The organism is Stenotrophomonas sp. PS02298 (assembly GCF_029959445.1).
Classification (GTDB): domain Bacteria; phylum Pseudomonadota; class Gammaproteobacteria; order Xanthomonadales; family Xanthomonadaceae; genus Stenotrophomonas.
In genome coordinates this window covers 16,524-37,587 of sequence record NZ_JASCOR010000019.1, presented here as the reverse complement: position 1 = coordinate 37,587, position 21,064 = coordinate 16,524, and the positions used below count along the sequence as shown (strand labels likewise).

14 protein-coding genes are annotated in these 21,064 nt (G+C 64.8%); 10 read left to right on the top strand and 4 right to left on the bottom strand.

From position 1 onward, the window contains the following. Window positions 1-109 precede the first annotated feature (109 nt). The 6 genes from QMX78_RS05090 to gdhA all read left to right on the top strand — a co-directional run bounded on the left by QMX78_RS05090 (window position 110) and on the right by gdhA (window position 7,826). Window positions 110-1,210, top strand: a complete 1,101-nt coding sequence (locus QMX78_RS05090; protein WP_282267201.1) for a threonine dehydratase — start codon at window positions 110-112, stop codon at window positions 1,208-1,210. Then, window positions 1,204-2,763 carry a 2-isopropylmalate synthase gene (locus tag QMX78_RS05085; protein WP_282267213.1) on the top strand — a complete coding sequence of 520 codons (1,560 nt, stop codon included), beginning with the start codon at window positions 1,204-1,206 and terminating at the stop codon, window positions 2,761-2,763. Before QMX78_RS05090 ends, QMX78_RS05085 begins: the two co-directional genes overlap by 7 nt. Window positions 2,764-2,798: 35 nt before the next feature. Beyond that, a complete protein-coding gene (gene leuC, locus QMX78_RS05080) occupies window positions 2,799-4,217 on the top strand; it encodes a 3-isopropylmalate dehydratase large subunit (protein ID WP_282267199.1) in 1,419 nt (472 codons plus the stop codon). 166 nt (window positions 4,218-4,383) lie between these two features. Next, the gene (gene leuD, locus QMX78_RS05075; protein WP_282267197.1) at window positions 4,384-4,962 is read left to right on the top strand and encodes a 3-isopropylmalate dehydratase small subunit; all 579 of its coding nucleotides are present in this window, start codon (window positions 4,384-4,386) and stop codon (window positions 4,960-4,962) included. Between the two features lie 339 nt (window positions 4,963-5,301). After that, on the top strand, window positions 5,302-6,363 hold the full coding sequence (leuB, locus tag QMX78_RS05070) for a 3-isopropylmalate dehydrogenase (protein WP_282267196.1): 1,062 nt from the start codon (window positions 5,302-5,304) through the stop codon (window positions 6,361-6,363). Window positions 6,364-6,476: 113 nt separating this feature from the next. After that, window positions 6,477-7,826, top strand: a complete 1,350-nt coding sequence (gene gdhA, locus QMX78_RS05065) for an NADP-specific glutamate dehydrogenase (protein WP_282267194.1) — start codon at window positions 6,477-6,479, stop codon at window positions 7,824-7,826. Between the two features lie 52 nt (window positions 7,827-7,878). Here gdhA and QMX78_RS05060 read toward each other — a convergent pair whose 3' ends face one another. The 3 genes from QMX78_RS05060 to QMX78_RS05050 all read right to left on the bottom strand — a co-directional run bounded on the left by QMX78_RS05060 (window position 7,879) and on the right by QMX78_RS05050 (window position 15,394). Continuing rightward, the gene (locus tag QMX78_RS05060) at window positions 7,879-10,725 is read right to left on the bottom strand and encodes a ligand-binding sensor domain-containing diguanylate cyclase (protein ID WP_282267192.1); all 2,847 of its coding nucleotides are present in this window, start codon (window positions 10,723-10,725) and stop codon (window positions 7,879-7,881) included. Between the two features lie 246 nt (window positions 10,726-10,971). Beyond that, window positions 10,972-14,133 (bottom strand): efflux RND transporter permease subunit, encoded by a 3,162-nt coding sequence (locus QMX78_RS05055; RefSeq protein WP_282267190.1) that lies wholly within the window; start codon window positions 14,131-14,133, stop codon window positions 10,972-10,974. A gap of 127 nt (window positions 14,134-14,260) precedes the next feature. Beyond that, window positions 14,261-15,394 (bottom strand): efflux RND transporter periplasmic adaptor subunit, encoded by a 1,134-nt coding sequence (locus QMX78_RS05050; RefSeq protein ID WP_282267188.1) that lies wholly within the window; start codon window positions 15,392-15,394, stop codon window positions 14,261-14,263. A 106-nt stretch (window positions 15,395-15,500) separates the two neighbouring features. On the opposite strand from QMX78_RS05050, the gene QMX78_RS05045 reads away from it, so the two are divergent. The 3 genes from QMX78_RS05045 to QMX78_RS05035 all read left to right on the top strand — a co-directional run bounded on the left by QMX78_RS05045 (window position 15,501) and on the right by QMX78_RS05035 (window position 18,327). Next, window positions 15,501-16,175: a TetR/AcrR family transcriptional regulator gene (locus QMX78_RS05045; RefSeq protein WP_282267186.1), complete on the top strand. Its 675-nt coding sequence runs from the start codon at window positions 15,501-15,503 to the stop codon at window positions 16,173-16,175. A 125-nt stretch (window positions 16,176-16,300) separates the two neighbouring features. Continuing rightward, complete coding sequence (locus tag QMX78_RS05040; protein WP_282267184.1) at window positions 16,301-16,948, top strand: protein-L-isoaspartate O-methyltransferase; 648 nt, start codon at window positions 16,301-16,303, stop codon at window positions 16,946-16,948. A gap of 20 nt (window positions 16,949-16,968) precedes the next feature. Next, entirely contained in the window at window positions 16,969-18,327 is a 1,359-nt protein-coding gene (locus tag QMX78_RS05035) for a TolC family outer membrane protein (protein WP_282267182.1), read from the top strand. Window positions 18,328-18,544: 217 nt separating this feature from the next. On the opposite strand, the gene waaA is transcribed toward QMX78_RS05035, so the two are convergent. Then, window positions 18,545-19,861, bottom strand: a complete 1,317-nt coding sequence (gene waaA, locus QMX78_RS05030; RefSeq protein WP_282267177.1) for a lipid IV(A) 3-deoxy-D-manno-octulosonic acid transferase — start codon at window positions 19,859-19,861, stop codon at window positions 18,545-18,547. 276 nt (window positions 19,862-20,137) lie between these two features. Here waaA and QMX78_RS05025 point away from each other — a divergent pair, with 276 nt between their 5' ends. Beyond that, the gene (locus QMX78_RS05025; RefSeq protein WP_282267175.1) at window positions 20,138-21,058 is read left to right on the top strand and encodes an LpxL/LpxP family Kdo(2)-lipid IV(A) lauroyl/palmitoleoyl acyltransferase; all 921 of its coding nucleotides are present in this window, start codon (window positions 20,138-20,140) and stop codon (window positions 21,056-21,058) included. The last annotated feature ends 6 nt before the right edge of the window (window positions 21,059-21,064 follow it).

Here is a 21,064-nt window from a genome sequence, read left to right as displayed (position 1 = left end):
AGCGATGTAAGTGGCGTACCGGTAGTACGCCGCCGCAAACCACGGAGGCGTCTTCTTCGACGCGAACAGCCGACAGCTGGTTCGCTTGTATCCGGTGACGGCCACGTACATGCCTGACCGTGGCCGCGCCAACGCAGTTGCAACACCCGCTGACGCCCTGAACGTCAGCGTTGCCGACGTATTGGCCGCGCAGGCACGCCTGCGCCGTTTTCTGCCGCCTACCCCGCTGCATTACGCCGAACGTTTCGGCACCTGGTTGAAGCTGGAGAACCTGCAGCGCACCGGTTCCTACAAGGTGCGTGGTGCCTTGAACGCAATGCTGGCGGCACTGGAGCGCGGCGACGAACGCCCGGTTATCTGCGCCTCGGCCGGCAATCACGCCCAAGGCGTGGCTTGGGCTTCGCATCGGTTGGGAGTGCAGGCCATCACGGTGATGCCGCATGGCGCACCGGCCACCAAGATCGCCGGCGTCCAGCATTGGGGCGCCACCGTGCGCCAGCACGGCAACAGCTACGACGAAGCCTTCGCCTTCGCCCGCGAGCTGGCCGAGCAGAACGGCTACCGTTTTCTGTCCGCCTTCGACGACCCCGACGTGATCGCCGGCCAGGGCACGCTGGGCATCGAGTTGGCCCCGCATGCACCGGACGTGGTGATCGTGCCGATCGGCGGCGGCGGCCTGGCCTCGGGCGTCGCCCTGGCCCTGAAATCGCAGGGCGTCCGCATCATCGGCGCGCAGGTTGAAGGCGTGGACTCGATGGCACGCGCGATCAAGGGCGATGTACGCGAAGTTGATCCGGTGCCGACCCTCGCCGATGGCGTCAAGGTCAAGATTCCAGGCTTCCTCACCCGCCGCCTGTGCGCCAGCCTGCTCGACGATGTGGTCATCGTGCGCGAAGCCGAGCTGCGCGAAACCCTGGTGCGACTGGCACTGGAAGAACACGTCATCGCCGAAGGTGCAGGTGCACTGGCGTTGGCCGCAGGCCGCCGCGTCTCCGGCAAGCGCAAATGTGCGGTGGTATCCGGCGGCAACATCGATGCCACGGTATTGTCGACCTTGTTGTCTGAAGTACGCCCCAGCCCACCACGCAAACCTCGACGGCGTAACGCCGAACGACTTAGAAGCCGTGTCGTTGCATCCACACAGCGCAGTTCCAGATCCGAATCCCCCCAAATTCCCGTTACCGCCGCAGTCGAGGAGACCCTCTGGTGAATACTCCAACCAACAATACCCCGCGAATTACCATCTTCGACACGACCCTGCGCGACGGTGAGCAATCACCCGGCTGCAGCATGACGCCACCGCAGAAGCTGGTGATGGCAAGGGCGCTGGCGGAACTGGGCGTGGACGTGATCGAAACCGGCTTCCCCGCAAGTTCGCAGTCCGACCGCGAAGCCATGGCGCTGATCGGCCGCGAGGTACGACAGCCGGTCCTGGCAGTGCTGTCGCGCTGCCTGGCCGGCGATATCGAAACCTCCATCAAGGCCCTGGAAGCCGCAGCGCGCCCGCGCCTGCACCTGTTCCTGTCCACCAGTCCGCTGCACCGCGAGCACAAGCTGCGCATCAGCAAGGAACAGGTGCTGGAATCGGTGCACAAGCATGTGAGCATGGCGCGCGGCTACCTGGACGATGTCGAGTTCTCCGCCGAGGACGCCACCCGCACCGAACTGGACTTCCTGACCGAAGTCACGCAGGTCGCGATCGCCGCCGGTGCGCGCACCATCAACCTGCCCGACACGGTTGGCTTCACCACGCCGGAGGAAATCCGCGCGATGTTCCAGCACGTGATCGCCAATGCGGCCGGTGCTGACAAGGTGGTGTTCAGTACCCACTGCCACAACGACCTGGGCCTGGCTGTGGCCAACTCGCTGGCCGCCATCGAAGGCGGTGCACGCCAGGTGGAAGGTTCGATCAACGGCATCGGCGAGCGCGCCGGCAACTGCGCGCTGGAAGAAATCGCGATGGTGCTGAAGGTCCGCAACGCCTTCTACAACAACTTCGACACCGGCTTCGACACCCGCCGCATCGTGCCCACCTCGCAGCTGCTGCAGCGTCTGGTCGGCATGCCGGTCCAGCGCAACAAGGCCATTGTCGGCGCCAATGCATTCGCGCACGAATCCGGCATCCACCAGCACGGCATGCTGCGCAATCGCAATACCTACGAAATCATGCGTCCGGAAGACGTGGGCTGGGAGTCCTCGCAGATGGTGCTGGGCCGCCACAGCGGCCGTGCCGCGGTCGAGGCACGCCTGCGTGCGCTGGGCTACTGGCTGGAAGAAGAAGAACTGAAGCTGATCTTCGAGCAGTTCAAGGCACTGTGCGAGCAGCAGCGCGTGGTCACCGACGCCGACCTGCAGACCCTGATGCAGGGCACCTCCAGCAGCGACGGCTACCGCCTGGCCTCGATGACCATCAGCGACGTCGGCAGCCGCGCCAATGCGCTGGTCGAGCTGTCCGATCCGGAAGGTAACCGCGTCGCTGAAACCGCACAGGGCGACGGCCCGGTCGACGCCTTGTTCTCGGCATTGTCGGCCGCCACCGGCGTGCAGCTGACCCTGGACAGCTACCACGTGCACAGCGTCGGCATCGGTGCCGATGCGCGCGGCGAAGCCAACCTGAGCGTGCGTCACGAAGGTGAGATCCTCGAAGGCACCGGCACCAGCCGTGACATCATCGAAGCCAGCGCGCTTGCGTGGCTGGATGTCACCAACCGCCTGCTGCGCCAGCGTGAAAGCAGCACCACCGAGGAAGTCGTCAGCGCCTGAGCGCGACGGCAGAACATAGGCACCGGAACGAACCAATGAGCTCCGCACCCAAAACCCTGTACGACAAACTGTGGGACGCTCACGTTGTCGTCCCCGAATCCGACAACGCGCCGGCCGTGCTGTACATCGACCTGCACCTGATCCATGAAGTGACCTCACCACAGGCCTTCACCGAGCTGCGCGAGCGCGGCCTGAAGCCACGCCGCACCGACCGCACCAAGGCGACGATGGATCACTCCACGCCGACCCTGCCGGCCGGCCCGGACGGCAAGCTGCCGTACGCCAGCAAAGCCTCCGAAGCGCAGGTCGAAACCCTCGCCAAGAACTGCGCCGAGTACGGCATCGAGCTGTTCGACCTGTCCTCGGCCAACCGCGGCATCGTCCACGTCATCGCCCCGGAGCAGGGTTTCACCCAGCCCGGCATGACCATCGTCTGCGGTGACAGCCACACCTCCACGCATGGCGCATTCGGTTCGCTGGCCTTCGGCATCGGCACCAGCGAAGTCGGCCATGTACTGGCCACGCAATGCCTGTTGCAGCGCAAGGCCAGGACCATGGCGATCACCGTCGATGGCGAGGTAGCGCCGGGCGTGGGTGCCAAGGACGTGGTACTGCACATTATCGGCGTGATCGGCGTCAACGGCGGCACCGGCCACGTGCTGGAATTCCGTGGTTCGGCGATCCGTGCGATGGACATGGAACAGCGCATGACCCTGTGCAACATGTCGATCGAAGCCGGTGCCCGCGCCGGCATGGTGGCACCGGACCAGGTCACCTTCGACTGGGTCGCCAAGACCCCGCGCGGCCCCAAGGGCGCCGACTTCGACACCGCCGTTGCGTACTGGTCCTCGTTGAACAGCGACGAAGGCGCGCGCTTCGATGTGGAAGTCCAGATCGACGCCGCCGACATCCGCCCGACGCTGACCTGGGGCACGCACCCGGGCACCGCGATTGCGGTTGATGCGCCAATCCCGGCCGCCAACGATGCCGCTGCGCAGAAGGGCCTGGACTACATGAAGTTCGAAGCCGGCCATAGCTTGATCGGTACGCCGGTCGACGTGGTGTTTGTCGGTTCCTGCACCAATGGCCGCCTGAGCGACATGCGCGAAGTCGCGCAGGTGCTGCGCGGCCGCCACGTCGCCGATGGCGTGCGCATGCTGGTGGTGCCGGGCTCGGAGATCGTCAAGCGCGATGCCGAGGCCGAAGGCATCCACGAAATCGTGCGTGCCGCCGGTGCCGAGTGGCGCGAGCCGGGCTGCTCGATGTGCATCGCCATGAACGGTGATCTGGTCGCTCCCGGCCAGTTGGCAGTCAGCACCAGCAATCGTAATTTCGAAGGCCGCCAGGGCCCGGGCTCGCGCACCTTGCTGGCCTCGCCGATGAGCGCGGCATGGGCAGCGGTGAACGGCCGCGTTGCCGACACCCGCGACCTGTTTGCCAAGGAGGTGGCGTGATGGCTATCGCTTTTACCCTTCTCCCAACGGGAGAAGGTGCCCCGAAGGGGCGGATGAGGGCGACCGCTGCTCATTCCTGCAAACACACTGCGCAAGCACACCCTCATCCGGCGCTGCGCGCCACCTTCTCCCGATGGGAGAAGGGCTACGCACTGGAGCTGTACTGATGGCCGCACTGACCCGCATCGTTTCGCGCAGCGTGGTGCTGCGCCAGACCAATATCGACACCGACCAGATCATCCCGGCGCGTTTCCTGTCCACCACCGAGCGCGCTGGTCTGGGAAAGAACGCGTTCAATGATTGGCGCTGGCAGGCCGATGGTTCACCGAATGCGGAGTTCGCCTTCAACCAGCCGCACAACCAGGGCCGCGCGATTTTGCTGGCCGGGCGAAACTTCGGTTGCGGCTCCTCGCGCGAGCATGCGCCGTGGGCGCTGACCGATCTGGGCCTGCAGGCAATCGTCAGCAGCGAGATCGCCGACATCTTCCGCAACAACTCGCTGAAGAACGGCCTGCTGCCGATCGTGCTGGACGAAGCCGACGTGCAGGAGTTGATGCAGCACCCGGATGACGAGCTGACCGTGGATGTGGCGGCGCGTGAGCTGCGTACCTCCAGCGGCAAGGCATACAGCTTCCCGCTGGATGGTTTCTCGCAGACCTGCCTGCTGGAAGGTGTTGACCAGCTGGGCTGGCTGCTGGGTCGGGTGGATGAAATCGAGCGGTATGAGGCGGCTCGCGCGGCATGATGAAACACCCCTCCCCTTGCCGGCGCAGCTGGCAGGGGGAGGTCGGGAGGGGGTTGGCTTTGGCTTGTAAGGCTCAAACGGCAACAGCAAGAGCTACCCCTCCCCAACCCTCCCCTGCGCCTTCGGCGCAAGGGAGGGAATAAATCCGCGCCGCCTGCAGGGCAGCGCGCGAAACACCCCTCCCCTTGCCGGCGCAGCTGGCAGGGGGAGGCTGGGAGGGGGTTGGCTTTGGGCTTGCAAGGCTCAAACGGCAACAGCAAGAGCTACCCCTCCCCAGCCCTCCCCTGCGCCTTCGGCGCAAGGGAGGGAGTTCTCAACAACAGCAACCGGAACCCTTACATGCAAGCCAACATCGTCGTACTGCCGGGTGACGGCATCGGTCCAGAAATCACCGCCGTTGCCGTCGACGTGCTCAAGGCCATCGCAAGCCGGTTCGGCCACAGCTTCAGCTTCAGCGAACACGACATCGGCGGCATCGCCATCGACAATCACGGCGAGCCGCTACCGGCAGCCACGCTGGACGCCTGCAGCAAGGCCGATGCGGTCCTGCTCGGCGCCGTCGGTGGCCCGAAGTGGTCCGACCCGAACGCCAAGGTGCGCCCGGAACAAGGCCTGCTCGCGATCCGCAAGGCACTGGGCCTGTACGCCAACCTGCGCCCGGTGCGCACCCACCCGGCCGCGCTCAATGCCTCACCGATCAAGCCCGAACTGCTCAAGGACGTGGACTTCGTGGTGGTGCGCGAGCTGACCGGCGGCATCTACTTCGGCGACAAGACCCGCGATGCCGACGGCGCCAGCGACCTGTGTCGCTACACCGTGGTCGAGATCGAGCGTGTGCTGCGCAGCGCCTTCCGCCTGGCCCAGCAACGCCGCGGCAAGCTGACCTCGGTGGACAAGGCCAATGTGCTGGAAACCTCGCGCCTGTGGCGTGACATCGCCGCACGTATCGGCCGCGAGGAATTCCCGGACGTGGAATTGGAACACCAGCTGGTCGATTCCATGGCCATGCACCTGATCGCCAAGCCGCGCGTCTACGATGTGATCGTCACCGAGAACATGTTCGGCGACATCCTCACCGATGAGGCCTCGATGCTGGCCGGTTCGCTCGGCCTGCTGCCATCGGCTTCGCTCGGCGAACAGGGCAAGGTCGGCATCTACGAACCGATCCACGGCTCGGCACCGGACATCGCCGGCAAGGGCATCGCCAATCCTTACGCCACCATCTTGAGCGCGGCGATGCTGCTGCGGCACTCACTGGGATTGGAAGCGGAAGCTGCGGCCATCGAACAGGCGGTGACATCCGCACTCGATGGAGGTCACTTCACTGCCGACCTCGCAGCACAAGGACAGGCACTCAGCACCCAGCAAGCCGGCCAGGCCGTGCTTGCACAATTGAACTGATGTAAACGGACGCGGCCCTTGGCCGCGTCTTTTTTTGCGGGCTGTTCCCGCCAGGTGGATACCACGCCGTTTCTTCATTGGACCTGTCGCTTCAGGTCCCGCACGAAAAAGGAATGACCTTGAACTACCGCACTCCCGACGACTTCCTGGCCCATGTGGCCAAGCGCGACCCCAACCAATCCGAGTTCCTGCAGGCGGTGAAGGAGGTGGCGCACAGCCTGTGGCCGTTCCTGCAGCAGAACCCGAAGTACACGCAATACGGGTTGCTGGAACGTCTGGTCGAGCCGGAGCGGGTCATCCAGTTCCGTGTCGCCTGGGCCGACGACAAGGGGCAAACCCACGTCAACCGTGCCTGGCGCGTGCAGCACAGCTCGGCAATTGGTCCATTCAAGGGTGGCATGCGCTTCCACCCGTCGGTGAACCTGTCCATCCTCAAGTTCCTGGCCTTCGAGCAGACCTTCAAGAACGCCTTGACCACGCTGCCGATGGGCGGCGGCAAGGGTGGCTCGGACTTCGACCCCAAGGGCAAGAGCGATGGCGAGGTGATGCGCTTCTGCCAGGCACTGATGCTGGAGCTGTACCGCCACCTCGGTCCTGATACCGATGTGCCTGCCGGTGATATCGGCGTTGGCGCACGCGAGGTCGGCTTCATGGCCGGCATGATGAAGAAGCTCAGCAATGACGCCTCCAGCGTGTTCACCGGCAAGGGCCTGGCCTTTGGCGGCAGCCTGATGCGGCCGGAAGCCACCGGCTTCGGTACGGTCTACTTCGTCGAGCAGATGCTGCACCACGCCAAGCGCCAGACCCACGGTGCCAAGGTGCTGGTGTCCGGTTCCGGCAACGTCGCCCAGTACGCGGCGATCAAGGCCAGCGAGCTCGGCGCCAAGGTGCTGACCTTCTCCGATTCCGGCGGCACCCTGTACGCGCGCGACGGCTTCGATGACGCCGCCATCCAGGAAGTGATGGTGCTGAAGAACGAGCGCCGCGGCCGCCTGTCCGAGCTGGCCGACGATGCGCGCTTTGAATTCCTTGCTGATCGCCGCCCCTGGCATATCCCGGCCGACATCGCCCTGCCCTGCGCTACCCAGAACGAGCTGGATGAGACCGACGCACGTACCCTGGTCCACAATGGCGTGCTGTGCGTGGCCGAAGGCGCCAACATGCCGTCCACACTCGAAGCGGTCGATGTATTCCTGCAGGCCGGCACGCTGTACGCGCCGGGCAAGGCCAGCAATGCCGGCGGCGTGGCTACCTCCGGCCTGGAAATGAGCCAGAACGCGCTGCGCCTGTCCTGGCGCCACGCCGATGTCGACGAGCGCCTGCACGTGATCATGAAAGAGATCCACGCCAACTGCGTGCATCACGGCGTGCGTGCCGATGGCAGCGTCAACTACGTGGACGGCGCCAACATCGCCGGCTTCGTCAAGGTCGCCGACGCCATGTTGGCGCAGGGCCTGTACTGAATCATCCAGCCTTCGTTCGGTTCGAAACCGGCGGCGCCCACGGGCGCCGTCGTCATGACAAGACCCGGTTGCGGCCTTCGCGCTTGGCGCGATAGAGCTGCCGGTCAGCCGCTGCCAACAGGGTGCGCCCGTCCGTCTGGCCTGGGCCCAATGCCGCAACACCAATACTGACGGTGACACTGACGTCGGCATCCACGTCCTCGAAGCGCAGCCGCGCCAGGCGGATCCGCAGCTCCTGCAATGCCGCCACCGCCTCCTGCAGTGATATGCCGTGTATCACCACCAGGAACTCCTCACCGCCATGCCGGGCCACGAACTGCTCCTTGCCAAGCCGCAGCTGCAACAGGCTGGCGATGTCACGCAGCACCTGATCGCCGGCATCGTGACCGTAGCGGTCATTGATCTGCTTGAAGTGATCCACATCCACCAAGGCCACGTTCAAGGGTGTGCCCTCGGTGCTGGCGCGCTGCAGCGCCTTCTGCAGGTAGGCGTCACCGGCTCGTCGATTGGGCAGACCGGTGAGCGGATCATGCATGGCCTGGTGCTCCAGGCGTTGCAACAGGCTGGCGCGCTCGGAGTCGGCCTGCTCCAGCGCGCGGTTTTTCTCGCTCAATTCCTGGGTGCGTGCAGCGATCTCGTTGCTCAAGCGCTGCTGCCCGCGCCGATAGCTGGCTGCGCGCCAACCTGCCAGCAACAGGATCAGGCCCAGCACGGCCGCAGCGCTCAGCCAGCGTACCCACGGGCGCTGCCATAGCGGTGCGGCGATATCCAGTTCCAGCACTGCTTCGCCGCCGCGGTTGGTGTTTTCCCAATCCAACGGCAACGACATCGCCTGGATGCGCAGCCGATATTTCCCTGGTGGCAGATTGGTATAGATCGCTTCGACGCGACTGCCTGCATCCAACCAATCACTGTCAAAGCCTTCCAGACGATAGCGGTAACGCATCTTGTCCGGCGCGCGGAAACCCAGCCCGGCGTAGGCCACGGCAATGCGATCCACGCCGGCTGGCAGGGAATAGGCGCTGCTCACCGGCTGCGGATCGCCATCGATGACCACACTCTCAATGGCCACCGGAATCTTCCGGAAACGTGCATTGCCATCGACACGCTGCGGATCGATCACCGCCAGGCCACCGGCGGTGGGAAACAACAATTCACCGTCACGCGTGAACCAGCCTGCAGGGGATGAAGCGCCATTGCCCTGGCTGCTGGGCATGCCATCGGTATGGTCCAGCACCTGCACCGCCAGATGTGTACGCGCGCCGGCAGCCACGGCAATCAAATCCGTGCGATCAAGGCGGAACACGCCCTGGTTGCTGGGCAGCCACAGATGGCCCGCGCCATCGTCGATGACCCGGAACACCTTGTCGCGCGGCAACCCGTTGCGATGATCGAACACGGCAATGTCCAAGCCGCGCTTGCGCAGCAGTCCGTGGTCACTGGCAATCCACAGGTCACCATTGTCGTCGCCAAGGAAGTCGAAGACATAGCGCGCCGGAAACCCCACATCAGGCAACCACGCCTGCAGCTTGCCGTCCTTGTCCAGGCTCGCCATGCCACCGTCCGTACCTATCCACAGTACGCCGGCAGCGTCGCGGTACAGCGCATGCACCGCCAGTCCCGGCAGCCCCTCTTCCAGTCCGTAGTGATGCAGCTTGCCGCTCTGGTGGTGATACAGACCTTCTGAGCTGCCTATCCAAAGGCTGCCATCGGCTTCACTCAACAGACTGCGGATCAGCGGCTGCACGGTACCCGGCAAGCTGATCTGTTGTACGACCCGACCAGCCTCATCCACGCCAAGCACGCCCTTGTTGTACGTGCCTGCCCACACCCCTAGACCACGCGCAGCCAAGGCCAGCACCGACGCGTCGCGGCCAGTGCCCGGCAACAGGCGCACCGCGCTGATCAGATCGCCGCGCATGCGGTTCAGGCCTTCGGAGTGCCCGATCCAGACATCGCCGTTGTCGGACTGGATCAGCGCACGCAGATAGTCCGAGCCCAGTCCATCCTCCATGGTCAGCCCACGTGCCGCGCCTTCGTCGATGCGGAACAAGCCGTCGGTGCTGCCCGCCCAGACCAGACCTTCCCGGTCGATCAACAAGGCGGGACTGACCTGCCCGGGAACCGCGATCCGCTCGGTCTTGCCTGATGCCAAGCGCACCAGTCGGCCCGCGGACAGGCTCAGCCACAACGCGTCGCTGGCATCATGGCGCACCGCATCCACGCGCTCACCAGGCAACAGGTGCTGCCGTCGGCCATCAGCGTGCAGCCAATGGACACCGTCGTCGGCTGCAACCACCCAGCCGTTGTCGCCATCATCGACCAGATCACGCACCACCCAACCAGCCGAATCGTTCCACGGCGCCAGACGTCCCTGCTGCTGGTGGTAGACACCTTTTTCAGTGGCAACCAGCACCGTTCCGTCCGCCATCAGGCGCAGTGCGGTGATCGGCACCTCGGGCAGGCCAAGCGTGGCACCGGCATCGAGCAACTGCCCCGAGGGCAGCAAGCGCAGCAGCTTGTCCTTGGCGGCGATCCACAGGTCGCCGGATGGATCCCGCAGCAATGCGGTAACCGATAGATGCCGGGCATCGGCACCCCCCAATGCTTCCCAACGCCCACGGTGGTAGCGATAGACACCATCGGAAATGGTCCCGAACAGCACGGCGCCGTCGGCCTCGGGCAGGATGCTCAGCACCCCGGAAAGCTCTACGCCCGGGGTGTTCTGCCGATCAAATACGGTGAAGCTGCGGCCGTTGAAGCGGACCACGCCTTCCCAGGTGCCCAGCCAGATGAAGCCGTCGGTGCCCTGTGCCACCGACTGCACCAGGTTGTGCGGCAGCCCCTGCTCCATGCCCCACCCGGCCACGGTATGCCGCGCGGCCTGCGCCGGCGGCAAGATCAGGGCCCATAGCAGCGCTGTTACGAGCAGGGAGCACAGCCAAGCCGCCAGCCGGTCCCGGCCTGCAAGGCATGCAGCTGTGGCGTCGGTAATCCTCTGGCGTCTGTACAAACCCGCCTCCGCAGGTCACGCCGACTCCCCCGTCGGCGCGCCAATTTACCACCTCAACCGTGAAATCCGTCGTCGTTTCTTACGGCTGGCCCCAACGGCCAGCCTTGGCGGCGCCGGATCACAGCGCGCCGCTCAGTGACTGGCCTCGTCCGGGCGCACCCGGAACCAGGCCGCATACAGCGCCGGCAGGAAGACCAGGGTCAGCACCGTGCCGACGATCAGCCCGCCCATGATCGAGATCGCCATCGAGCCGTAGAAGGCACTGCGCGACAACGGGATCATCGCCAGCACCGCCGCCAGCGCAGTCAGCACGATTGGCCGGAAGCGGCGCACGGTGGCATCGATGATGGCGTGCCAACGGTCGTGGCCGGCGTCGATGTCCTGCTGGATCTGGTCGATCAGGATCACCGAGTTGCGCATGATCATGCCGGCCAGGGCAATCGTGCCCAGCATCGCCACGAAGCCGAACGGGGCCTGGAACAGCAGCAGGAACCAGGTGGCGCCGATGATGCCCAGCGGCGCGGTGATGAACACCATCGCCGCCCGCGAGAAGCTGCGCAGCTGCACCATCAGCAAGGTCGCCACCACCACCAGGAACAGCGGCATGCCGGCCTTGATCGAATCCTGGCCGCGTGCCGAGTCTTCCACGGTGCCACCGGTTTCCAGCAGGTAGCCGCTGGGCATGGCGTCGCGGATTTCACTCAAGGTCGGCACGATCTGCTCGACCACGCCCACCGGTAGCATGCTGTCGCCGATATCGGCACGCACGGTGACGGTCGGCAGGCGGTCGCGGTGCCAGATGATGCCGTCTTCGAAGGCATATTCCAGTTTGGCCACCTGCGACAGCGACACCGATTTGCCGCTGGCGGTCGGAATGGCCAGGCTGCCCAGCATGTCCAGGCGCGCGCGTTCGTCATCCGGACCACGCAGCAACATGCCGATCTGGCGGTTGCCTTCGCGGTAGGTGCTCACGCTCATGCCCGACAGCGAACTGGTCAGGAACTGCGCCAGCTGCGCGCTGCTCACGCCCAATACGCGGGCGCGGTCCTGGTCCACGACCAAGCGCACCACCTTGCTCGGCTCGCTCCAGTTGAGGTTGACGTTGGTGGTATGCGGATTCTGCCGCACCTTCTCCGCCACCTGCGCAGCAATAGCCTGCACCCGCTCGATATGCTCGCCGGAAATACGGAACTGCACCGGGTAGCCAACCGGCGGGCCGTTCTCCAGCCGGGTCACACGCAGCTGCACATCACCGAACTTCGGCACCACCTCTTTCAGCAGCCAATCACGCAGCTCCTCGCGCGCCTTGGTGTCCTCGGCCAGTACCACGTACTGGGCGAAGTTGGTGGCCGGCAGTTGCTGGTCCAACGGCAGGTAGAAGCGCGGCGAACCGTTGCCGACATAGCCGACGAAGTTGGCCACGCCCTTGTGCCCCTTGATCAGCGCTTCGAACTTCTGCGCCTGTGCCTGGGTGGCAGTCAGGGACGCGCCTTCGGCCAATTCGATATCCACCATCAATTCCGGCCGGGTTGAATCCGGGAAGAACTGCTGCGGCACGAAGCGGAAGATCACCAGCGAGAACACGAACAGGCCGGCAGTGGCCAGGATCACCAGCCAGCGACGACGCAGGCAGGCATCCAGGAAGCCGCGGAAACGCTGGTAGAACGCGCTCTTGTACGGATCGTGGTCGTGCGCCAGTTCCTTGGGCTTGATCACGTTGGCCAGCGCCGGATTACGGTCGGCCCAGCGCAGGCGCATGGCGCGCCAGCGGCCGGCGATGCTGCCCGGCCTGGGCGGCTGCGGGTTGTGCAGGTCCGGCAGCATCTTGTCGCCCAGGTAGGGGATGAACAGCACCGCGGCAATCCACGACACCACCAGCGCGATCGTCACCACCTGGAACAGGGAACGCGTGTATTCACCGGTACTGGACGCCGCCGTGGCAATCGGCAGGAAGCCGGCCGCGGTGATCAAGGTGCCGGTCAACATCGGGAAGGCGGTGGATGTCCAGGCAAAGCTGGCCGCGCGCAGGCGGTCATAGCCCTGCTCCATCTTGGTGGCCATCATCTCCACCGCGATGATCGCGTCGTCCACCAGCAGGCCCAGCGCCAGCACCAGCGCGCCCAGCGAAATCTTGTGCAGGCCGATATCGAACTGGTGCATGACGAAGAAGGTCATCGCCAGCACCAGCGGGATCGACACCGCCACCACCAGGCCGGTGCGCCAACCCAGCGAGAAGAAGCTCACCAGCAGCACGATCACGACTGCTTCGGTCAGCACCTTGACGAACTCACCCACCGATTCCTTCACCGCATGCGGCTGGTCGGAGACCTTGCGCAGCTGCATGCCGGCCGGCAGCGTCTTCTGCAGCTGCTCGAACTCGCTGTCCAGCGTCTTGCCCAGTTTGAGGATGTCGCCACCGCCCTTCATCGCCACCGCAATGCCGATGGCGTCCTCGCCCATGAAGCGCATCTTGGCCGAGGCCGGATCGGCGAAGCCGCGCTTCACCTCGGCGATATCACCCAGGCGCACGGTACGTTCACCGGCCTGGATCGGGAAGTTGCGGATGTCCTCGACGGAAGTGAACTGACCGGTCACGCGCAGCTGCACGCGATCGGTCGGGGTCTCGAACCAGCTGGCCGGAGCCACCGCATTCTGCTGCGCCAGCGCCTGCTGCACCTGCTGCATCGACACGCCCAGCGTGGCCAGCTTGGTGTTGGACAGCTGGATCCACACCTTTTCGTCCTGCAGGCCGATCAGCTCCACCTTGCCCACGTCATCCACGCGCTGCAGCTGCAGCTGGATGCGGTCGGCGTAATCGCGCATCAACGCATAGTCGAAGCCCTTGCCGGTCAACGCGTAGATGTTGCCGAAGGTGTCGCCGAACTCGTCGTTGAAGAACGGCCCGATCACTTCCGCCGGCAACTGCGAGTGGATGTCGCCGACCTTCTTGCGCACCTGGTAGAACAGCTCGGGCACGTCCTTGGACGGCATCGAGTCGCGTGCCATGAAGATCACCTGCGACTCGCCCGGGCGCGAATAGGCCTGGATGAACTCGAACTCGCCGGTGTTCATCAGCGCTTTTTCAATCGGCTCGGTGACCTGCTTGGACACCTGCTCGGCGGTGGCGCCGGGCCACATGGTCTGCACCACCATCGCCTTGAAGGTGAACGGCGGATCTTCGGATTGGCCAAGGTGCTTGTACGACCAGGCACCGATGATCGCCATCGCGATCATCATGAACAACACCAGCGGGCGATTACCGAGCGCCCATTCGGAGAGGTTGAAGCGTTTCACGCCTCACTCCCCTTTTCAGCGCGGATCCAGCGCCGCTCGGCATTGCCGCGAGCGTCAGCCCCCATCCCGTTCCCTTCCCCCGCCGGGGGAAGGGCGAAGGTGTCGCACATATGAGATTTCGACAGGCTCATCGCGAGCCCTCCGACGCAGCCTTCTTCGGTGCGCCAAGTTCGATGGGCCGGTTGCTGCGATCCACGGCCGTCACCGGCTGGCCCTCGCGCAGCAGATGGCCGCCAGCGGCAACCACCCAATCCTCAGCCTTCAACCCCGACAACACCGGCACGCTCTCCGGGCCATAGGCGCCCAGCGTCACCGTACGCGCCTGCAGCTTGCCATCGGCCGGGTTCACCACCCACACGCTGGTCTGCTGCGGCTGCTTGCCCGCCTGCACCGCGGCCAGCGGCACGCTCATCACGCCGTGCTTGCCGTGGGCGATGAAAACCCGCGCGCTCTGGCCCAGTTCAACCGTATCCAATGCATCGGCAGCCAGACTGACCCGCGCAGCATAGGTACGCGCCTGCGGATCGGCAGCGGCGGCGATCTCACGGATGCTGCCCGACAGGCGCTTGCCCTCCTGGTTCCACAATTCGACCTCGACCGCCTGGCCAACGCTGAAATCACGGATAGCACTTTCCGGCAACGCGATGGCAACTTCGCGCGCGCCATCGGCAGCCATCGTGTAAATGGTCTGGCCGGCAGCGACCACCTGCCCGGCCTCGGCCTCGCGGGTGGCGATCATGCCGTCTTCCGGAGCATGCAACTGGGCGTAGCCGGACTGGTTGCGCGCGACATCGAGGTTGGCCCGCGCCGCGTCGGCCTGGCCTTGGGCAGCCTTAAGTGCAGCGGTCTGCGCATCCAGCGCCGACTGGCTGACCAGCTGCTGGCTGGCCAGCGTTTGATAGCGTTTGTGCTCATCGCGGGCACGCACCAGATCGGCCTCGGCGGCAGCAAACTGTGCCTGCGCCGCGCGCGCCTGCAGGTTGTAGTCGGCAACATCAAGTTCGGCGAGCAACTGGCCCTTGCTCACCCGCTGGCCGGCGTCGACCTCACGCCGCAGCAGCTTGCCGCCAACACGGAACGACAGCGCGGTTTCCTCGCGGGCCCGCACTTCGCCAGGATAGGCACTGATTGCCATCCCGCCATTGCCGGATGGGTGCTCCACCAGCACGGGCACGGCGGGTACAGCGGCGGTTTCGGGCTTGCCGCAGGCAACAAGCAAGGGCAAGAACAGGCAACAACCAATCCAGCGCAGGGTGTTCATAAGTAGGGTCGCGAACGCAAGGGGAGAGAGATGGCGTGATTTCACCGCCATTACTAAACGCGTCGGTATAGTATAAATATCGAACCAGCTGGTCTAGTATTACCTGATGTCTCCGAGAAAACCCTCCCCAGCGTCCGCGGCAGCGGCGCCACGCAGCTCAGGCCCGGGTCGTCCCAAGGACCTGGGCAAGCGCGCGGCCATCCTGGACGCGGCCAAGGAGTTGTTCATCGAGCAGGGTTTCAACGGCGTCAGCATGGACGAAATCGCTGCCCGCGCCAGCGTCTCCAAACTCACGGTCTACAGCCATTTCGGCGACAAGGACACCTTGTTCAGTGAGGCAATCCAGGCCAAGTGCGTGGAAATGATGCCCGACGAGCTGTTCATCACCGACAACGAGGCACCGCTGCATGGCCAGCTGCTGGGCATCGGCCATGCGTTTTTTGGCTTGATCAGCAGCGATGCAGCCATTGCCACCCAGCGCATGATGATGACCACGGATACCGACGACCATGTCCGCCAGATGTTCTGGCAGGCCGGTCCGGCCCGTACCGAAACCGCGCTGGCCGAGTTCCTCGGCGCGCGCGTCGTCCGTGGCCAGCTGGAGATCGACGACCTGGCCCTGGCCGCGCGCCAGTTTTTCTGCCTGATCAAGGGCGAGGTCCATACGCATATGATGTGTGGCCTGTGCGCTGCCCCGGACGAGCTCGATGCCGACGCCCATATCGCCGCCAGCGTCGATTTTTTCCTGCGGGCGTATGAACCGCGCCAGAAACCTGAATGAACCGGTGGTCCGAATGACTTCCGGCACTGCGTCGGGCGCCGCTGTCCCCGCAATGTTCAGTCCGTACTTTATGCCTGGTAACCGGTAAAATGGCCGGCCCACTGCGCTGGAATGATGAGCTTCCCATGACGATCGATTACTCCCACGTCCGCGAAATGATGGTTGAACAGCAGATCCGGCCCTGGGATGTGCTGGAGGTCCGCGTGCTGGACGTGCTGGCCCGCCTGCCGCGTGAAGCCTTCGTCGCCGAATCGCACCGTGCCCTGGCCTATGCCGATATCGAGCTGCCACTGGGCCATGGCCAGAAGATGATGAAGCCGGTCATCGAAGGCCGTACCTTGCAGGCGCTGGATCTGCAGCCGACCGACGAAGTGCTGGAAATCGGCACCGGCAGCGGCTTCCTGAGCGCCTGCATGGGCCAGCTGGCCCGCGAAGTGCTGAGCCTGGAAATCCAGCCAGAACTGGCCGAGCGTGCCCGCCAGAACCTGGACGCCGCCAAGCTGGGCAGCAATGTCCGCATTGAAGTGGCCGATGGCCTGAATTGGCAGAGCCAGCGTCAGTTCGACGCCATCTGCATCACCGGTGCGGTAGAAACCGTTCCGGTGGAACTGCTGAAGCTGCTGCGCAGCGGCGGCCGCCTGTTTGCCATCCGCGGCGTCTCGCCGGTGATGGAAGCGGTGCTGGTCCAGGCCGACGGCAGCATTGCCTCGCTGTTCGAAACCGATCTCGATTATCTGCAGGGCGCTGCGCCCGCACCGCAATTCCAACTCTAAAACCGTCCAAGGAAGCCGCAATGATCCGCCGATCCCTCACCCTTGCGCTGGCAGTCGCTCTCACTCCGCTGACTTCCCATGCCGCCGACCTGTTGCAGGTCTACGAAATGGCCCGCAACGGTGACACGCAGCTGGCTGCGGCTGAATCCACGCGCCTGTTCGACAAGGAAGGCCAGGTGCAGGCACGCGCTGCGCTGCTGCCGCAGATCGGCGGTGAGGCATCCTTGAACCGTACCCGCACCAGCTACGACGACATCAGCGGCAGCTCCACCTCCAAGACCCGCAACTACGGCATCAACGGCAGCCAGACCCTGTTCAACTGGAGCCAGTTCGCCAACCTGCGCGCGCAGCGCGATGTCAGCAAGGCCGCCGACTTCACCTTGGAATCGGCCAACGACGAACTGGTGGTGCGTACTGCGACCACCTACTTCAACGTGTTGGTCGGCATTGAATCGCTGACCGCTGCCGAGACCAACGAAGCCGCTGCCAAGAAGCAGTTCGACTATGCCGACAAGCGTCTGGAAGTGGGCCTGGCACCGATCACCGACATGCACGAAGCCCGTGCCCAGTACGATCAGGCACGTGCCAATACCATCATCACCCGCAATGCACTGGAAGACGCCTACCAGGCGTTGACCGAGCTGACCGGCCAGCCGGTGCGCGACCTGCGCGGTCTGCCGGCCGACTTCCGCCCGGAAGTGCCGGCCAACCGCGGCAATGTCGACCAGCTGGTCGCCGATGCGGTCTCGCGCAACCCGGCGCTGAAGGCGCAGGAACTGCAGGTCAGCGCCGCAGAGTCCAACGTCTCCTCCGCCCGTGGCGGCCACTACCCGACCCTGTCATTGGGCGGCAGCTGGGGCAAGAGCGCGCGTTGGGGTGACACCACTGGTAGCGGCTCTGTCGCTCCGGACGCCACCACCAACTCGATCGGCCTGACCCTGAACGTGCCGATCTTCGCCGGTGGTGCCACCCAGTCCGGTGTGCGTCAGGCGCTGGCCCGTCGCGATATCGCCCAGGATACCTTCGAGCAACAGAAGCGTGCCCTCGACCGCAACACCCGCAATGCCTACCAGGCACTGGTTGCCGGTATCAGCGAAGTGGAAGCGCGTCGCCTGACCGTGGTCTCGGCACAGAGCGCCTACGACGCCTCGCAGGTCGGCCTGGAAGTCGGTACCCGTACCGTGCTGGACGTGGTGCAGAACCAGCGCACCCTGTTCCAGGCCCAGCTGGACTACGCAACGTCGCGCTACAACTTCCTGCAGGCCCGCCTGCAGTTGAGCCAGGCCATCGGCGATCTGGATATCAGCGAAATCCAGGACATCAACCGCCTGCTGACGGTGGATGCCGCCGCCAAGCTGCAGCCGAACAACGCGCAGTAACGTGATGCAGAAAGGCGGGCTTCGGCCCGCCTTTCTTGTTTTCGGAACACTGCTCGCGAGCACCATCATCCAAGCGGCACAGCATTGCTTCTTTGTGGGAGAGGCGTAAGCCACGAAGCTGATGCAGCATCGGCATGCACTTACACCTGGGTCTCAAACGACGTCAGCTTCGCGGCTTACACCGCTCCTACAGACAAGCGCCGGGGGCGCGCTGCACTTATCCTTGCGACGCGGCGATATCGCCGGGTGGCGGCAACTGCGGCGTGATCAACGCAATCGTATGCTCCAGCGCGCCACGGCCATTGGCAACCAATGCACGCCCGGCCTGCACCATGCGCTCGCGCTCAGCCTCGTCCTGCAATAGGCGCGACACGGCCGCACCCACCTCGTTCGCATCAGCACAGATGCACACTGCACCGGCCTCGTCCATCCGCCGCGAGATCTCGGCGAAGTTATGCAGGTGCGGGCCGGTAACCGCGGCCGTACCCATCGCCGCCGGTTCCAGCAGGTTGTGCCCGCCAATGGCCTGCAGGCTGCCACCGACGAATGCCACCTGCGCACACGCATAGAACGCCATCAGCTCACCCAGGGTATCGATCACGAATACCTGGGCATCGGCACCCGGCCATTGCTGCGCCTTGCGCGTGGCCACACGCCAGCCCGCCTCGCGTGCAAGGGCTTCAACCTTTGCAAAGCGCTCGGGGTGTCGCGGCGCCCACAGCAACAAGGCATCCGGGTGTTGCTTCAACAGGCGCTCGTGGATCTCGATCACCGCCTGTTCTTCACCTTCGTGGGTGCTGGCAGCAATCCATATCGGCCGCGTCGCTGGCACGTGCTTATGAAATGCCTGCAGCACCGGCGTCGTGTCCGGCGGATGGATATCGAACTTCAGATTGCCCAAGGCCTGCACCTGCTCGGGCAATGCACCCAGCTCGATGAAACGCTCCGCATCCGCCTGCGACTGCGCCGCCACGCATGTGACCGTGCGCAGCGCGCGACCAACCAGCGCCTTCAACGCCCGGTAGCCCTTCAGCGAACGCGCCGACAGACGGGCATTGAGGATGTACACCGGAATACCGCGATCACGACAACCGAACAACATGTTCGGCCACAGCTCGGTCTCCAGGATCAGCGCCAGGCTGGGCTGGAAGTGGCCTAGAAAGCGACTGACGCTGCCGGGCACGTCATAGGGCAGATACACATGATCGACCGCATCACCCCACAACGCGCGCACCCGCTGCGAGCCGGTCGGGGTGATGGTGGTGATGATCCAACGGATATCCGGACGCTGCGCCCGCAAGGCATTGACCAGTGGCGCGGCCGCATTGACCTCGCCCACCGACACCGCATGCAACCAGACCCGCGGCTGGCCACCACTTTCCGGGTAGGAGGCATAGCGCTCGTCCCAGCGTCGGAAGTACTCGCGCACGCGAAAACCGCGCCACACCAGGTGGTACACGGTGATGGGCAGCAATAGATAGAGCACGACGGAGTAAATGCCGCGCAACAGAAGTTCGACTGGATCCTTACGCATCGGCGAAGGATACGGGAGAACGCCGGAACAGCGTGAGACGAAGGGCTGCCAACCGAGCTGCCGCGCCGCCTTCGCTGAGCCTCCTGCCTCACACACAGCGCAGGGGAGGATCGAGCAAGGCTGCCTTTGCTTGCCCTCCTCCCTTGCGCACAGCGCAGGAGAGGATTGAGGAGGGGTGCCTTTGCATTTGCTTGTTCGCCTTCGCCCACGCCCCCCGCCCACTCCAGCAAACCCTGCCGTGCTCCTGCCGTCACCCGCGTGGCTTAGAATCGACCCATGTCCGATTCACCCACTACCGCCACTCGGCCCTCGCTGCTGCAGCCACGTCACTGGCCCACCTTTGCCTGGCTAGGCATCGCCTTCATCGCCGCGCGCCTGCCTTGGACACTGCAACGCGCCCTGGGCCGCGGCATCGGCTGGCTGGCCCTGCACCTGGCTCGCAGCCGCCGCCATGCCGCCGAGGTCAACCTCAGGCTGTGCTTCCCGGAGCAGGACGAGGCCTGGCGGCAGCGGCTGCTGCGTGACAGCTTCGACGCACTCGGCGTGGGCATATTTGAATTTGCCCGCGCCTGGTGGGGCAAGATCGACGTGATCCGCCCGCAGGTGCAATGGGAAGGGCTGGAGCATCTCAAGGCACTGCAGGCCGAAGGGCGCGGCGTGCTGCTGGTATCAGGCCATTTCATGACCCTGGAAATGTGCGGCCGCCTGCTCTGTGATCACGTGCCGCTGGCCGGCATGTACCGCAAGTACCGCAACCCGGTGATGGAATGGGCGGTGAAAAGCGGCCGGCTGAAATACGCCTGCGCGATGTTCGCCAACGAAGACATCCGTGCCACCGTTCGCCACCTGAAGAAAGGCGGTTTTCTGTGGTACGCGCCGGATCAGGACATGCGCGGCAAGGACTCGGTCTTCGTGCCGTTCTTCGGCATGCAGGCCTCCACCATCACCGCTACCCATCAGTTCGCGCGGATGACCGGCTGTGCCGTGGTCCCCTACTTCCATCGGCGCGAAGGCAGCCGCTACGTGCTGAAGATCGCGCCGCCCCTGCCCGACTTCCCCACCGACGACGCGGTTGCAGATACCGCCCAGGTCAACGCCGCCATCGAGCAGATGGTGCGCGAAGCCCCCACCCAATACCTGTGGATCCACCGCCGCTTCAAGCGCCAGCCCGAAGGCCGCAGCCACTTCTACGACTGAAGCTGC